Origin of the sequence: Pseudomonas sp. PDM18, assembly GCF_014852585.1 — a bacterium.
Lineage (GTDB): Bacteria > Pseudomonadota > Gammaproteobacteria > Pseudomonadales > Pseudomonadaceae > Pseudomonas.
Genome location: NZ_JACVBX010000002.1, coordinates 154,610 through 169,465 on the forward strand (window position 1 = coordinate 154,610; position 14,856 = coordinate 169,465).

Annotated in this window: 13 protein-coding genes; 12 read left to right on the forward strand and 1 reads right to left on the reverse strand. The window is 66.8% G+C overall.

The annotated features are described in order from the left end of the window. Positions 1–302: 302 nt before the first annotated feature. From pedF to aldA, 6 genes are all read left to right on the forward strand, one after another. Positions 303–740 carry a cytochrome c-550 PedF gene (gene pedF / locus IB274_RS05540; protein ID WP_192431045.1) on the forward strand — a complete coding sequence of 146 codons (438 nt, stop codon included), beginning with the start codon at positions 303–305 and terminating at the stop codon, positions 738–740. Positions 741–745: 5 nt separating this feature from the next. Next, positions 746–1,645 carry a transporter substrate-binding domain-containing protein gene (locus tag IB274_RS05545; protein WP_192431046.1) on the forward strand — a complete coding sequence of 300 codons (900 nt, stop codon included), beginning with the start codon at positions 746–748 and terminating at the stop codon, positions 1,643–1,645. Between the two features lie 7 nt (positions 1,646–1,652). Next, on the forward strand, positions 1,653–2,405 hold the full coding sequence (locus IB274_RS05550; protein WP_412548410.1) for a quinoprotein dehydrogenase-associated SoxYZ-like carrier: 753 nt from the start codon (positions 1,653–1,655) through the stop codon (positions 2,403–2,405). 26 nt (positions 2,406–2,431) lie between these two features. Then, complete coding sequence (locus IB274_RS05555) at positions 2,432–3,361, forward strand: quinoprotein relay system zinc metallohydrolase 1 (protein WP_192431048.1); 930 nt, start codon at positions 2,432–2,434, stop codon at positions 3,359–3,361. Between the two features lie 230 nt (positions 3,362–3,591). Beyond that, positions 3,592–5,775: a PQQ-dependent dehydrogenase, methanol/ethanol family gene (locus IB274_RS05560; RefSeq protein ID WP_192431049.1), complete on the forward strand. Its 2,184-nt coding sequence runs from the start codon at positions 3,592–3,594 to the stop codon at positions 5,773–5,775. Positions 5,776–5,797: 22 nt separating this feature from the next. Further along, entirely contained in the window at positions 5,798–7,234 is a 1,437-nt protein-coding gene (gene aldA, locus IB274_RS05565; protein WP_192431050.1) for an aldehyde dehydrogenase, read from the forward strand. Between the two features lie 232 nt (positions 7,235–7,466). Here the strand turns inward: aldA and IB274_RS05570 are convergent, their stop codons facing one another. Further along, a complete protein-coding gene (locus tag IB274_RS05570; protein ID WP_192431051.1) occupies positions 7,467–9,401 on the reverse strand; it encodes a sigma-54-dependent Fis family transcriptional regulator in 1,935 nt (644 codons plus the stop codon). 380 nt (positions 9,402–9,781) lie between these two features. Here IB274_RS05570 and pqqA point away from each other — a divergent pair, with 380 nt between their 5' ends. Genes pqqA through IB274_RS05600 form a run of 6 tightly spaced genes read left to right on the forward strand, consistent with a single transcriptional unit; the run spans position 9,782 to position 14,784 of the window. Next, on the forward strand, positions 9,782–9,853 hold the full coding sequence (gene pqqA / locus IB274_RS05575; protein WP_003106462.1) for a pyrroloquinoline quinone precursor peptide PqqA: 72 nt from the start codon (positions 9,782–9,784) through the stop codon (positions 9,851–9,853). Positions 9,854–9,900: 47 nt separating this feature from the next. Beyond that, positions 9,901–10,815 carry a pyrroloquinoline quinone biosynthesis protein PqqB gene (gene pqqB, locus IB274_RS05580; protein ID WP_192431052.1) on the forward strand — a complete coding sequence of 305 codons (915 nt, stop codon included), beginning with the start codon at positions 9,901–9,903 and terminating at the stop codon, positions 10,813–10,815. Between the two features lie 25 nt (positions 10,816–10,840). After that, positions 10,841–11,590, forward strand: a complete 750-nt coding sequence (pqqC, locus tag IB274_RS05585) for a pyrroloquinoline-quinone synthase PqqC (protein WP_192431053.1) — start codon at positions 10,841–10,843, stop codon at positions 11,588–11,590. Beyond that, positions 11,590–11,868 (forward strand): pyrroloquinoline quinone biosynthesis peptide chaperone PqqD, encoded by a 279-nt coding sequence (pqqD, locus tag IB274_RS05590; RefSeq protein WP_192431054.1) that lies wholly within the window; start codon positions 11,590–11,592, stop codon positions 11,866–11,868. Before pqqC ends, pqqD begins: the two co-directional genes overlap by 1 nt. Continuing rightward, on the forward strand, positions 11,840–12,988 hold the full coding sequence (gene pqqE, locus IB274_RS05595; RefSeq protein WP_192431055.1) for a pyrroloquinoline quinone biosynthesis protein PqqE: 1,149 nt from the start codon (positions 11,840–11,842) through the stop codon (positions 12,986–12,988). The genes pqqD and pqqE overlap by 29 nt, the downstream gene beginning before the upstream one ends. A gap of 2 nt (positions 12,989–12,990) precedes the next feature. Further along, positions 12,991–14,784 carry an alpha/beta hydrolase family protein gene (locus IB274_RS05600; RefSeq protein WP_192431056.1) on the forward strand — a complete coding sequence of 598 codons (1,794 nt, stop codon included), beginning with the start codon at positions 12,991–12,993 and terminating at the stop codon, positions 14,782–14,784. The last annotated feature ends 72 nt before the right edge of the window (positions 14,785–14,856 follow it).

A 14,856-nucleotide genomic window follows, 5' to 3' on the forward strand; every position in this document is an offset into this window, starting at 1 on the left:
TTTCCCGTGATGGATGGCGGCAGGCCGCTGCACGTGCCGCGGCGAATCCATGTTGGGAGGAGGGCGTGGTGACGGGGAACGGAAAAGCTCCCGGCGATGCCGGGATAATTTCCCGGTCCGGGCATGACTTGGGCTTGCTGCAAAAGCGCTGGCGGGGGCCGACCGCCGTTCTAGTACGAAGGGAGTAGGCGGGAGCATCCAAAGCAGGATTCGGCCGCCGGCCCTGCGTTCTTACCATCGTCATCACTGGCGTCTTTCCGGGCGCCGTGCCTTGCCAAGCATCTCGATGAGAGGATGAAGTGATGAACAACAAGAACGTGCTGTGTGGCCTGCTGTTAGTGGCCGGCCTGGGTGTTTCGGGTCTGGCCCTGTCCCACGGCAATGTGACGCCCCAGGCAGTGGATACCACGGGGCTGGAACCGCTGGGCAAGGAATGGCGCGACACCAACCCCTACCGCGAGCCCTACGCCAACCACGCCAAGGCGGTGGAGATCGGCGCGTCGGCCTACAACCAGAACTGCGCACGCTGTCACGGCCTGGAAGCCAAGTCCGGCGGCATCGCCCCCGACCTGCGCATGCTCGACGCCGGCGCCGAGGGTGACGAGTGGTTCAAGGAGCGTGTGATCAACGGCGCGGTGCGTGATGGTGCGGTGTACATGCCGAAGATGGCCGACTTCATCAGCCAGGAAGGCCTCTGGGCGATCCGCACCTACCTGGACAGCGTGCACGTGGAAGAGTGACCGCCATGCGCCAGCCCCATCTGCTGATCGGCGCGCTACTGGGCCTGGCCATGTGCTTGCTGCTGGGGCAGGCGCAGGCAGGGGTTCGTCCCTACGAGGACATGGTTTCCAGCGGCGTGCTGCGGGTGGCCGTGTACGAGAACTTCCCGCCCTACAGCTTCATGCAGGGCGGGCAGCCGCGCGGGGTCGACATCGATCTCGCCCAGCGCCTGGCCAGCGGCCTGGGCCTGCGCGCGGAGTTCCTCTGGGTCACGCCCGGCGAACGCCTGGATGACGACCTTCGCAACTTCATCTGGAAGGGCCATTACCTGCGCCCGGGCGTGGTCGCCGACGTGATGCTGCGCGTGCCGTACGACCGTCAGTACGCCAACCGGCGCAACGATGTCGGCGAGTTCGCCAACGAGCAGGTAGTCATGTTCGGCCCCTACCAGCGCGAACGCTGGCAGGTGGTCAGCGATGACCGCCGGCTGTCCGAGGTGGACACCATTGCCGCCTTCCGCGAACACCCCATCGGGGTCGAGCTGGACAGCGTGCCGTCCTTCTACCTGACCTCCGTGCTGGGCGGCCAGCTCAGCCGCATGACCGTGCATTTCCCCAGCACCCAGGCCGCCTTCGACGGCATGCGCGCGGGCAAGGTGGACGCGGTGATGGCCCTGCGCGGCGAGTTGGACTGGATGCGCGCGCAAGCCGCTGACCAGCACCTGAAGAACGCCGAGAACACCTATCCCAATCTCGGCCAGCCCGAGTGGGACATCGGCATGGCGGTGCATGAAAGCAACCGCCAGCTCTCCAATGCCCTGGATGGCGAGCTGGAGGAACTGGTGCGCAGCGGCGAGATGCAAAAGCTCTACGCGGCCTACGGCGTGCGCTACGAACTGCCGGGGCTCTATCAGGACGTGCAGTGAGGGATAAATGATGCACAGGCGCGAACTGCTGCTCGGGATCTGCGCACTGCCGCTGCTGGCAGCGGCGGTGGAGGGCGACCCGATGCCCTCGGTGATGTGGGAGTACCACCACAAGCGCCTGCTGAATGGCGAACCCTACGTCTTCGACGAGCGGGTGAAGCTGGGCGTGCCGCCGTTCGCCGAGGACTCCCGCCAGGTCCCGGTGGAAGTGGATGCCCGTGCCTTGCCGGGGCGCTTCGACCGGCTGCTGCTGTGGGCCGAGCTGAACCCGATTCCCCATGTGCTGACGCTCTATCCGGGCGAGCATCTGGAGCCGTTGCTGGCGGTGCGCATCCGCATCGAGCAGGCCACGCCGATCCGCGCCGCGCTGCGCGACGAGAAGGGCGTCTGGCACGTCGGCTCGGCTTGGATCGACGCCGCTGGTGGCGGCTGTACCGCGCCCAGTGTGGTGCGCGCGCAACCGGGTTGGGAGGACCGCCTCGGCCAGGTACACGGCGGCTCCTACCCCAGGGGCGAGTACAGCCGGGTGCGCCTGTCGGTGTCGCACCCGATGGACAACGGACTGGTTGGCGGCATCCCCGAGTTCTACCTCGACCACGCCCAGCTGCGCGGGCCGGATGGGGAAGTCTTAGCCCGGCTGGACCTGTTCCCGGCGGTCAGCGAGAACCCGACCTTCACCTTCGAGGTACGCGGCCATCCCCGCACCGAACTCTGGCTGCACGACAACAATGGCAACGAATTCCAGGCCGCTCTGCGCTGACGCCGCCCTGTGCTGACGAGGTGCCCATGCGTTTCCTCCTGATCGCCCTGGCCTGCCTGTGCCTGCCGGCACTGGCCGACCTGCAGTACCACCTCGAACCCCGGAAGATCGCCGAAGGCACCTGGCTGGTGGAAGGCGGCACCGACAACTTCGCCAAGGATAATGGCGGCGCCATCGTCAACGTCGCTTTTATCGACACCGGCGACGGTGTGCTGGTGATCGATACCGGTCCGTCGAAGCGCTACGGCGAAGCCCTGCGTGCGCTGATCCAGCAGACTACCGGCAAGCCGGTGAAGCGCGTGCTGCTGTCCCATCACCACCCCGATCACGTGCTGGGCAACCAGGCCTTCACCGACGTGCCCAACGGTGCGCTGGCCGGCACCAGCAAGCTGCTGAAGGAGCAGGGCAACGCCATGGCGGAGAACATGTATCGCCTGGTCGGCGACTGGATGCGCGGCACGGAAGTGGTACTGCCCAGCGAGACGGTGGTGCCGGGTGAGCTGCAGATGGGCAGCCACCGATTCCGCCTGGTCGGCTTGCGCGGACATACCGGCGCCGACCTGGCGATCCTTGACGAAACCACTGGCGTGCTGTTCGCCGGCGACATCGTGTTCTACCAGCGTGCGCTGACCACGCCGAACAGCCCGGGGCTGGACGTCTGGCTGGGCGATCTCGACACGCTGCAGAAACTGCCGTGGAAACTCATCGTCCCCGGCCACGGCCCAATCGCCACCGATGCCGCACCCTTTGCGCAGATGCGTGATTACCTCGGCTGGCTCGACAGCGTGATGCGCGATGGCATCGCCCAGGGCGCGGACATGAACGACCTCCTGCGCACGCCCATCCCCGAGCGCTTCGCCGGCGTCAGCCTGACGCGTTACGAACTGATCCGCAGCGTCAGTCACCTCTATCCGCGCTACGAGCAGAAGGCGCTGCCGCGCGTCGACCAGCAGTGACTGCGCCGTCCTGCAAAGCTTGCTTGGCGCCCCGGTTGCGCAACACCTGCCGCGGTTCCGCGCAACACCTGTAGCGCTTGCAATACCGGCATCTTCGTCAGCAGGAAACGCCAGAGGCCCCGAACGGCGAGCCCTCCAGCCCAACTCGAAAACCCTGGCACAACGGTTGCTTTGAGCCTTGCAAGCCGCGGCGAACGATCCGCGGCACCAACAAGAATCGGAGAACCTCCATGAGATCGATTGGCCCGCACGTGCCTTCCGTTCGCCTGCAACCCGCCCTGCGTCATTCCCTGCTGACCGCTTCGCTGCTGATGGCCGGCCTGTCCCCCAATCTCCAGGCTGCTGAAGTCCCGGCCAACGTCGATGGCAAGCGCATTGCCGCCGCCAACAGCGAACCGGGCAACTGGATGTCCACCGGCCGCACCTACGACGAGCAGCGCTTCAGCCCGCTGAAGAAGATTGACCAGAGCAACGTCGGTAACCTGGGCCTGGCCTGGAGCCACAAGCTGGACATCGACCGTGGCGTGGAAGCCACGCCCATCGTAGTCGATGGCGTGATGTACACCACTGGGCCTTTCTCCATCGTCTACGCGCTGGACGCCCGCACCGGCGAGCAACTGTGGAAGTACGACCCGCAGTCCGACCGCAGCCGCGCCGGCGAAGCCTGTTGTGACGCAGTGAACCGTGGCGTGGCGGTGTGGAAGGGCAAGGTCTACGTCGGCGTACTCGATGGACGCCTGGAGGCCATCGACGCCAAGACCGGCAAGCGCGTGTGGAGCGTCGATACCCGCAGCGATCCGTCGCGCAGCATCACCATCACCGGCGCGCCGCGCATCGTGAAGGGCAAGGTGATCATCGGCAACGGCGGCGCCGAGTTCGGTGTGCGCGGGTACATCACCGCCTACGACGCCGAGACCGGCAAGCAGGACTGGCGCTTCTTCACCGTGCCCGGCGACCCCAAGGAAATGCCCAAGGGCAAGGGCATGGAAATCGCCGCCAAGACCTGGTTCGGCGACAACTACCACAAGCAGGGCGGTGGCGGCACCGTGTGGGACTCCATGTCCTACGACCCGGAGCTGAACCTGCTGTACATCGGCGTCGGCAACGGCTCCTCGTGGAATCCGCGTATCCGCAGCGAAGGCAAGGGCGACAACCTGTTCCTCTCGTCCATCGTCGCGATCAATCCCGACAACGGCGAGTACGTCTGGCACTACCAGACCACACCCGGCGACGCCTGGGACTACACCGCCACCCAGCACATCATGCTGGTGGACCTGGAGATCGACGGCAAACAGCGCAAGGTACTGATGCAGGCGCCGAAGAACGGCTTCTTCTATGTCATCGACCGCGCCACCGGCGAGCTGCTCTCGGCGAAGAACTTCATCCCGATCAACTGGGCCACCGGCATCGACATGAAGACCGGTCGGCCGATCCGCAACGAGAAGGTCTCCGACTACTGGAAGGACCCGGAGAAGAAGGCGCGCCTGATCCAGCCGGCCTTCTGGGGCGCCCACGACTGGCAGCCCATGTCGTACAACCCCAACACCGGCCTGGTGTACATCCCCGCGCACATCATGTCGGCGATGTACCAGGACGTCGACGGCGCGCCGCCGCGCTCCAAGTTCAAGAGCATCTACCAGCTCGACGTCAACACCGGGATGATGCCCGAGGACCCCGAAGGCCTGCGCAAGATCGCCGACACCTGGACCGGCAAGCTGATCGCCTGGGACCCGGTGAAGCAGGAGAAGCGCTGGGAAGTCCCCTACAGCACCATCTTCAACGGCGGCACCCTCAGCACCGCCGGCAACCTGGTGTTCGAAGGCACCGCTGACGGTCGCGTGGTGGCCTATGCCGCCGAGACCGGCAAGAAGCTCTGGGAATCCCCGGCCAACACCGGCGTGATGGCTGCGCCGATCACCTATGAGGTGGACGGCGAGCAGTACGTGACCTTCATGGCTGGCTGGGGCGGCGCCTTCTCCACCTTCGCCGGCGCCTTGTCGCTGCGCGCCGGGGTCAAGCCCAACGCCCAGGTGCTGACCTACAAGCTCGGCGGCACCGCCAAGCTGCCGGACATCAACTACAAGTGGGCCGACCGCAAGCCCGAGCCGCCGGCGCTGACCGGCACCACCGCGCAGATCGACCAGGGTCGCGAGCTGTTCAACTCCAGTTGCTCGCAGTGCCACGGCATCAACGCCATCAGCGGCGGCGTGGTGCCCGACCTGCGCACCCTCAGCGCGGAAAACCACCAGCGCTTCCTCGGCATCATCTACGGCGGCCGCATCCCCGACGGCATGCCGTCGTTCCAGGGCCACCTCGACCTGCAGCAGGCCGAGGCCGTGCACCAGTACCTGATCAAGCGCGCCTACGACCTCAAGGAACAACTGGCCGGCGCGCAGAAGACTGCCGCCAAGTGACCGTCAAACCGGAGAGCAACCCATGACTGACGTGACAACCTACCAGCACTACATCGACAACCGCTTCGTCGCCGGCGAGCCGCTGATCGAGGTGCACAACCCGGCCAACGGCGAGCTGCTGGCGCGCATCCCCGAGGCCAGCGCGGCCCAGGTGGACAGCGCCATCGGCGCCGCCCGCGCGGCGCAGAAGGGCTGGGCGGCCAAGCCTGCCATCGAGCGCGCCGGCTACCTGCGCAAGATCGCCGAGAAGGTCCGTGCCAACGCGCCGCGCCTGGCGAAGATCATCACCGCCGAGCAAGGCAAGGTGCCGGCGCTGGCGGAAGTGGAAGTGAACTTCACCGCCGACTACCTCGACTACATGGCCGAGTGGGCGCGCCGCCTGGAAGGCGAAGTGCTGACCAGCGACCGTGCCGGCGAGCACATCTTCCTGCTGCGCAAACCGCTGGGCGTGGTGGCGGGCATCCTGCCGTGGAACTTCCCGTTCTTCCTCATCGCCCGGAAGATGGCGCCGGCGCTGCTGACCGGCAACACCATCGTCATCAAGCCCAGTGAAGAAACCCCGATCAACTGCTTCGAATTCGCCCGTCTGGTGGCGGAAACCGACCTGCCCACCGGTGTTTTCAACGTCGTCGGCGGCACCGGGGCCAGCGCCGGCAGCTCACTGACCAGCCACGCCGGGGTGGACCTGATCAGCTTCACCGGCAGTGTCGCTACCGGCTCGCGGATCATGGCGGCGGCCGCGCCGAACATCACCAAGCTGAACCTGGAGTTGGGTGGCAAGGCGCCGGCCATCGTCCTCGCCGACGCCGACCTGGAGCTGGCGGTAAACGCCATCAAGGCCTCGCGGGTGATCAATACCGGGCAGGTGTGCAACTGCGCCGAGCGCGTCTACGTGCAGCGCCAGGTGGCCGACCAGTTCATCGAGAAGATCGCCGCCGCCATGGCCGCCACCCGCTTCGGCGACCCGAACGTGCAGGCGGACCTGGACATGGGCCCGCTGGTCAATCGCATTGGTCTGGACAAGGTCGCGCAAATGGTTCGTACGGCGACCGGGCAGGGCGCCCAGATCATCACCGGTGGCGCCGTCGCCGACCTCGGTAAGGGCTTCCACTACCAGCCCACCGTGCTCGCCGGCTGCAAGGGCGACATGGAGATCATGCGCAAGGAAATCTTCGGTCCGGTGCTGCCGATCCAGGTGGTGGACGACCTCGACGAAGCGATCGCCCTGGCCAATGACAGCGATTACGGCCTGACCTCGTCGATCTACACCCGCAACCTCAGCGCCGCGCTCAAGGCCAGCCGCGAGCTGGACTTCGGCGAGACCTACATCAACCGCGAGAACTTCGAGGCCATGCAGGGTTTCCATGCCGGCACCCGCAAGTCCGGTATCGGCGGCGCGGATGGCAAGCATGGGTTGTATGAGTACACGCATACGCATGTGGTTTATGCGCAGGAGTGAGCCGGGCCAGTTCGTGCCTGGGCTTAGACCCTCTCTCTAACCCTCTCCCTTCAGGGAGAGGGCTGGGGGAAAGGGTGTTAAGGCGTGCACGGAGTTCCCTGGGAGAGGGAATGCCGCACCCGTAAACACATCACCGTTCTGCTTGGGCGGGCCTTCCTTGCCAGGTGAGGCTCGCTCCTTTTTCCCTGCGCCCGAAGCGGGTGATTCGCGGACGCAGGGAAAAGGGACAGGATCAATACAGCGCGTTGGGCTGCACGATGCCGTGCTTCTTCATCTTCCGATACAGGGTCGACCGGGCAATGCCGAACTGTTCCGCCACCGCACTGATGTTCCACTGCCGCTCGCGCAGCGCCGCCAGCAGGTGGCGCGCCTCGTCGTCGTCCAGGCGGGCGGCGAGGGCGGTCGTGGTGGCTGTTGGCGGTGCTTCGGCAATGACAATGGGGGCGCCCTGATGCAACTCCATCGGCAGGCAGTCCAGGTCGATGCGGCCGTCCTCGGCGAGGGCGGCGGCGTAGCGCAGGCAGTTCAGCAATTGGCGGATGTTGCCCGGCCAGGGATGGCCGCGCAGCCGCTCGCGCACCGCGCCATCGAGGTGCAGGTTGCCGCCCAGGCCCGCCAGCAGGCTGTCGATCAGCGCCTCGCGGTCAGTGCGTTCGCGCAGCGCCGGCAGTTGCAGGGTCATGCCGGCGAGGCGGTAGAACAGGTCCTCGCGGAAGCCCTTGGCGCGGATCATCTCGGCCAGGTTCTGGTGGGTCGCGGAGACCACCTGAACGTCCAGCGCCACCGGCGCTTCGGCGCCCAGCGGGAGGATTTCCCGCTCCGCCAGCACGCGCAGCAGGCGGGTCTGCAGATGCGCCGGCATGTCGCCGATCTCGTCAAGGAACAGCGTGCCGCCGTTGGCCAGTTCCAGCTTGCCCTTCATGCCTTTCTTGCTGGCGCCAGTGAAGCTGCCGCCGCGATAGCCGAAGAGCTCGCTCTCGATCAGGCTTTCCGGGATCGCCGCGCAGTTCAGCGCGACGAAGGGCCCGGCATGGCGTGCGCTGGCCTGGTGGATGGCGCGGGCGAAGGCTTCCTTGCCGGTGCCGGTCTCGCCGGTGACGAGGATGGAGATGCCCTTGTCGAGCACCTTGCGCAGCTTGCGCACGCCGTCCTGCAGGCGCGAGTCGGCGCCAGCGAGGCGAGTGAGGTCCGGGTGCTCCGGGCTCTTCGTTGCGCCAGCGGCTGGCGCACTGCGGCGCGGCGGGCTGGCTGGCGTGCGCAGGCCGACGTCTACAAGGGCATGGTCGGCCAGGGTGCGCAGGCGGATGCCCCGCGCGCCGCCCTTGCTCAGGTCGAGCAACTGGTCGACGTCCGCTTCCAGCAACTGTTCGATGCGGCTGCCCAGCAGCTCACCGCGGCAGGCGGTGAAGGCGGCGTGGTTGCCACCGATCACCCGGCCCTGCTCGTCGAGGGCGATGAGCTGTTCGTTGGCCAGGTCAGACACCTCGTCGCGGGCCTTTACCGACAGGGTCAGGCGGTCGCGGTAGCGCTGGCGGAAGCTGGCATTCTCAATCAGCCGCGCGTACAGGATCACCAGCTGCAGGGTCAGGTACTGCGCATCCTTGGGGCCGTCGTTGTACAGGCAGGTGGCGTTCAGGCAGCCGCGCAACCGGTGCTGGGCGTCGAAGATCGGCGCCACCGAGCAGCTCAGGCGGAAGTTGCTCACCAGGAAGTGCTCCTGGCGGTGGATGGTCAGCGCCTCGCCGGCGGCCAGCGCGGTGCCGATACCGTTGGTGCCGGCGATGGATTCGTCCCAGCGCGCGCCGACGATCAGCCCGGCCTGGGTGTAGCGGTCGCGCTCGCTGGGCAGGCGCGCATCGAGGGTGATGCCGCGCTCGTCGCTGAGCAGCACCGCGAAGCCGGCCGGCAGTACGCGCCGGGCAAGGCCGGTGACGCCCTGGCTGGCAATCGCCAGGTAGTCCTGATGCAGGCCCTGGTGCTCGCGGATTTCCCCGGCGGTGAGGATGTGTTTTTCCGCCCGCGCGCGTGGGTCGAGATGGTGCTCCATCACGCTGCGGTACCAGGAGCGCGCAATGGCGCCCTCGGGCTGGATGTCACGCTCGCCGAAGTGATCGGCGATGAAGGCGGCAAGGTCGTTCGGGCAGTTTTCCAGGGATTGCGGTTGCATGGTCACTCCCGGCGGCCGTCAGTCGGACTGCGGCGCATTGTTTTTGTATGGGACCGGCTCCGTGTAGGACCGTTCCTAGGATTGGCTAGTCTAGACCGGTGGGTCACGGGCGACGAGAGCCCGAGCAAGGCCTGTGCCGAAACACTTCGCGCGGGGCGCCGAGCCTCGCGCCAGAGCGCTCGCCGCCAGAGGGCGCGGGCGCAACCGGGCAACGGCTGTCGCAGCGATGGGACAGTTGTAGCGGCGGGGCGCGACAGCTGTCGCGTGCCCGCTACCAAATCAGGGGGGAATCTCCTTCGAAAGTATCATTCGGAGTGCCTGACCCTGGTGTTTAACTCAATCAGCCGGGCTCAACCGGCCGACAACAAGAGGACAGACCCATGTGGACCAAGCCTAGCTTCACCGACCTGCGCCTTGGCTTCGAAGTGACCCTGTACTTCGCCAACCGCTGATCCACTCGGCCCCGGTCCGCCGGGGCCCCTGCCCACGGGGCACTGTCATGCACATCCGAATTCTCGGGTCAGCCGCCGGCGGCGGCTTTCCCCAGTGGAACTGCAATTGCCGCAACTGTCGCGGCGTGCGCGACGGCAGCGTGATCGCGCAGCCACGCACCCAATCGTCCATCGCGCTGTCCGACGACGGCGAGAACTGGATTCTCTGCAACGCCTCGCCCGACATCCGCGCCCAGCTGGCGTCCTTTCCGGCGCTTCAACCGGCACGGCGCCTGCGCGATTCGGCGATTGCCGCCATCGTTCTGCTGGACAGCCAGATCGATCACACCACCGGCCTGCTCAGCTTGCGCGAAGGTTGCCCGCACGAAGTCTGGTGCACGGAGATGGTCCACCAGGACCTGTCTACCGGTTTCCCTCTGTTCCCCATGCTGTCGCATTGGAACGGCGGGTTGAAGCACCGGCTCATCGCGCTGGATGCCGAGCCCTTCAGCATCCCGGCCTGCCCGGGCCTGCGCCTCACCGCCATCGCCCTGCGCAGCAGTGCGCCGCCGTATTCGCCGCACCGGGGCAACCCGCATCCGGGCGACAACATCGGCCTGTTCATCGAGGACCTGTCCACCGGCGGCAAGCTGTTCTACGCGCCCGGCCTGGGCCAGGTGGACGACGAGTTGCTGGCGTGGATGCGCCGCGCCGACTGCCTGCTGGTGGACGGCACGCTCTGGCGCGATGACGAAATGCGCGTCTGCGAAGTGGGCGAGAAGCTCGGCAGCGAGATGGGCCACCTGGCCCAGAGCGGCCCCGGCGGCATGATCGAGGTGCTCGACGGCATTCACGGGCCGCGCAAGGTGCTCATCCACATCAACAACACCAATCCCATCCTCGACATCGCCTCGCCCGAACGCGCCGAACTGGACGCGCGCGGCATCGAAGTAGCGTTCGATGGCATGGGTATCTTCCTTTGACGGCCCTTGCAGAAGGAGCGTCGCGATGATCCGCGAAGCCATGAGCCCAGCCGAATTCGAGCAGGCACTGCGCGCCAAGGGCGCCTGCTACCACATCTTCCACCCGTACCACGTGGCCATGTACGAGGGCCGCGCGACCCGCGAGCAGATCCAGGGCTGGGTGGCGAACCGCTTCTACTACCAGTTGAACATCCCACTGAAGGACGCCGCGATCCTCGCCAATTGCCCGGACCGCGACGTGCGCCGCGAATGGCTGCAGCGCATCCTCGACCACGACGGCGCGCCCGGCGAGCAGGGCGGCATCGAGGCCTGGCTGCGCCTGGCCGAATCCGTCGGGCTGGACCGCGAGCAGGTACTGTCCCAGGAGTTGGTACTGCCCGGCGTGCGCTTCGCGGTGGACGCCTACGTCAACTTTGCCCGCCGCGCCAGTTGGCAGGAAGCGGCCAGCAGCTCGCTGACCGAGCTGTTTGCCCCGCAGATCCACCAGTCGCGCCTGGACAGCTGGCCGCAGCATTACCCGTGGATCGACGCCAGCGGCTACGACTACTTCCGCAAGCGCCTGTCGCAGGCGCGCCGCGACGTCGAGCATGGCCTGCGTATCACCCTGGAGCACTACCGAACCCGTGAGGCCCAGGAGCGCATGCTGGAAATCCTGCAATTCAAGCTCGACGTGCTGTGGAGCATGCTCGACGCGATGAGCATGGCCTATGAACTGGAGCGCCCGCCGTACCACACGGTAACGGCCGAGCGCATGTGGCACAGGGGGTTACTGTGATGAGTCTGCCTTCGCTGGACAGCGTACCGGCGCTGCGCCGGGGGTTCCGCCTGCAATTCGAACCGGCCCAGGGCTGCCACGTGCTGCTCTATCCCGAGGGGATGGTGAAGCTCAACGACAGTGCCGGGGCGATCCTCGGCCGTGTCGACGGGCAGGCCGACGTCGCCGGCATCATCGATGACCTGCGTGCCGATTTCCCCGGTGTGCCGGGCATCGACGAAGACATCCTGGCATTCCTCGAGGTGGCCCATGCGCAATTCTGGATCGAGCTGCGCTGAGGCGCCGGTTGGCCCACCGCTCTGGTTGCTGGCCGAGCTGACCTATCGCTGCCCGCTGCAATGCCCGTACTGTTCCAACCCGCTGGATTTCGCCAAGGGCGGCGAGGAACTGAGCACCGCGCAATGGATCGAGGTGTTCCGTCAGGCGCGGGAGATGGGCGCGGCGCAACTGGGGTTCTCTGGTGGCGAGCCGCTGGTGCGCCAGGACCTCGCCGAGCTGATCGCCGCGGCGCGCGGGCTGGGCTTCTACACCAACCTCATCACCTCTGGCATCGGGCTCAACGAGACGCGCCTGAAAGAGTTCGCCGATGCAGGTCTCGACCATATCCAGATCAGCTTCCAGGCCGCTGACGAGGAGGTGAACAACCTGCTCGCCGGTTCGCGCAAGGCCTTCGCCCAGAAGCTCGCCATGGCTCGTGCGGTGAAGGCCCACGGCTACCCGATGGTGCTGAACTTCGTCACCCACCGGCACAACATCGACAGCATCGATCGCATCATCGAACTGTGCATCGAACTGGAGGCGGATTTCGTCGAACTCGCCACCTGCCAGTTCTATGGCTGGGCCGAGCTCAACCGTGCCGGCCTGCTGCCGACTCGCGAGCAGTTGCAGCGCGCCGAACGCATCACTGCGCAGTACCGTGAGCGCCTGGCGGCCGAAGGCAACCCATGCAAGCTGATCTTCGTGGTGCCCGATTACTACGAGGAACGCCCCAAGGCCTGCATGGGCGGTTGGGGCAGCGTGTTCCTCGACGTCACCCCGGACGGCACCGCGCTGCCGTGCCACAGTGCGCGGCAGCTGCCGGTGAAGTTCCCCAACGTGCGCGAGCACAGCCTGCAGCACATCTGGTACGAGTCGTTCGGCTTCAACCGCTTCCGCGGCGACGCGTGGATGCCCGAGCCGTGCCGCTCCTGCGATGAGAAGGAACGCGACTTCGGTGGCTGCCGCTGCCAGGCCTTCATGCTCACCGGCGATGCCGAGGCAACCGACCCGGTGTGCGCCAAGTCAGCCCAACACGGGATCATCCTCGACGCCCGTCGCGAGGCGGAAACGGCCGCCGCGCCGCTCAGCGCGCTGACCCTGCGCAACGAGCGCGTTTCGAAACTTATCTGCAAGGCCTGAGGATGCAGCGCAACGACTGGAGCGCCGAGCGCGCGGTAGCCGCCGCGGGGGACTTTGCCGAGCTGCACGTGGCCCACGGCGGTCTGCTATGGGCCGCGTTCGATCCCGCCAGCTCGCGCTGTCGGCTGTTCCTGAGCCGTGAAGGGCAGAGTGTCGAGCTGACCCCACCGGGCGCCTCGGTGCGCAGCCGCGTCTACGAATACGGCGGTGGCTCCTGCTGCGCCACCGCCGACGGCGTGGCCTGGGTGGAAGAGGGCGACCAGCAGGTGCATTGGCTGCGCCTGGGCGGTGCGCCCCGGCCGATCACCCACCGCGACGAGTGCCGCTACGGCGACCTGCATTACGTGGCGGCCTGGAACGCGTTGCTGGCGGTGGAGGAGGAAAACGGCAGTGGCGGGGCGGTCCACCGCATCGTCCGCCTGGACGCCGATGGCCGTCGTCGGATAATCGCCGCCGGTGCGGATTTCTATGCATCCCCGATCGCGGACAGCAGCGCCGAGCGCATCGCTTGGGTGGAGTGGGATCGGCCGCACCAGCCCTGGACGCGAACCCGCCTGTGCGAGTCCTTCGCCGGGGAAGAGCGCTGCCTGGCGGGACAGGCTCGGCACGAATCCATCCAGCAACCGCGCTTCGCCGAGGACGGTCGGTTGCACTGGCTGAGCGACCGTGACGGCTACTGGCAGCTGTACCATGAAATCGTCGGTGCCTTGCCCTGTACTGCCACCGACCACGCCAGCGCGCCTTGGCAGCTGGGTGGGCGCACCTTCCTGCCGTTGCCGCGTGGCGAACTGCTGGCGACCCGCTATGAAGAGGGGCGCGGCGTGCTGGTGCTGTATGACGGGGATGGCGGCGAGCACCGGCTCGCTCTGGAGTACAGCCGTTTTCGCTCGCTGGCGGCTGACGAGCACCACTTTTATTGCATCGCCGCTGCGCCGGACCGCCTGCCGACGCTGCTGGCGATCCGCCGGGTAGACTACTCCACTCAGGTGCTGGCCGGTGGCGAAAGACCGTTGCCGGAGGTCGAACTGTCCCGTGGCGAAGCCTTCCACTATCCGGTGGGCGAGGACGAATGTGGCCACGGATTCTTCTATCCCCCCTACGCCTCGGACGGGGCTCCGCCGCTGGTGGTGTTCCTGCATGGCGGGCCGACCTCGGCCAGTTACCCGGTGTTCGACGGGCGCATCCAGTTCTGGACGCGCCGGGGCTTCGCCGTCGCCGATATCAACTATCGCGGCAGCAGTGGCTATGGCCGCGCCTACCGCGAGCGCCTGCACCTTGGCTGGGGGCAGGTAGAAGTGGAGGACATCGGCGCGGCGCTGGACTTCCTGGGCAAGTCCGGGCGCATCGACCGCCAGCGGGTGTTCGTGCGCGGCGCCAGTGCTGGCGGCTACAGCGCGCTGATGGCATTGGCACGGTTGCCGGGCCTGCGCGGCGGCGCCAGCCTCTATGGTGTCAGCGACCCGCTGGCGTTGGCGCGGGTCACCCACAAGTTCGAGGCGGATTATCTGGACTGGCTGATCGGCGATCCGCAACAGGACGCCGAGCGCTACCGCGAGCGCACGCCTGTGCAGCAGGCCGAACACATTCACGCGCCGGTGATTTTCTTCCAGGGCGAACTGGATGCGGTGGTGGTGCCGGCACAGACCGATGTCATGGTCGACAGCCTGCGCCAGCGCGGCGTGCCGGTTGAAGTGCACCGCTACGCCGGGGAGCGCCACGGCTTCCGCCAGGCTGCCAACCTGGCCCACGCGCTTGAGGCCGAGTGGCGCTTCTATCAGGCACTTCTGGCGGACTGATTTTTATCAGAATTAGCTGTCAGAGCAGGCTGCCAGAACCGTCTGCCAAGGTCGCATTGCAATACCTGACGG

Bases quoted from the DNA above. Each gene is read 5' to 3' on its own strand.
- pedF (WP_192431045.1), top strand. From the start codon at position 303: ATGAACAACAAGAACGTGCTGTGTGGCCTGCTGTTAGTGGCCGGCCTG.
- IB274_RS05545 (WP_192431046.1), top strand. From the start codon at position 746: ATGCGCCAGCCCCATCTGCTGATCGGCGCGCTACTGGGCCTGGCCATG.
- IB274_RS05550 (WP_412548410.1), top strand. From the start codon at position 1,653: ATGATGCACAGGCGCGAACTGCTGCTCGGGATCTGCGCACTGCCGCTG.
- IB274_RS05555 (WP_192431048.1), top strand. From the start codon at position 2,432: ATGCGTTTCCTCCTGATCGCCCTGGCCTGCCTGTGCCTGCCGGCACTG.
- IB274_RS05560 (WP_192431049.1), top strand. From the start codon at position 3,592: ATGAGATCGATTGGCCCGCACGTGCCTTCCGTTCGCCTGCAACCCGCC.
- aldA (WP_192431050.1), top strand. From the start codon at position 5,798: ATGACTGACGTGACAACCTACCAGCACTACATCGACAACCGCTTCGTC.
- IB274_RS05570 (WP_192431051.1), bottom strand. From the start codon at position 9,401: ATGCAACCGCAATCCCTGGAAAACTGCCCGAACGACCTTGCCGCCTTC.
- pqqB (WP_192431052.1), top strand. From the start codon at position 9,901: ATGCACATCCGAATTCTCGGGTCAGCCGCCGGCGGCGGCTTTCCCCAG.
- pqqC (WP_192431053.1), top strand. From the start codon at position 10,841: ATGATCCGCGAAGCCATGAGCCCAGCCGAATTCGAGCAGGCACTGCGC.
- pqqD (WP_192431054.1), top strand. From the start codon at position 11,590: ATGAGTCTGCCTTCGCTGGACAGCGTACCGGCGCTGCGCCGGGGGTTC.
- pqqE (WP_192431055.1), top strand. From the start codon at position 11,840: ATGCGCAATTCTGGATCGAGCTGCGCTGAGGCGCCGGTTGGCCCACCG.
- IB274_RS05600 (WP_192431056.1), top strand. From the start codon at position 12,991: ATGCAGCGCAACGACTGGAGCGCCGAGCGCGCGGTAGCCGCCGCGGGG.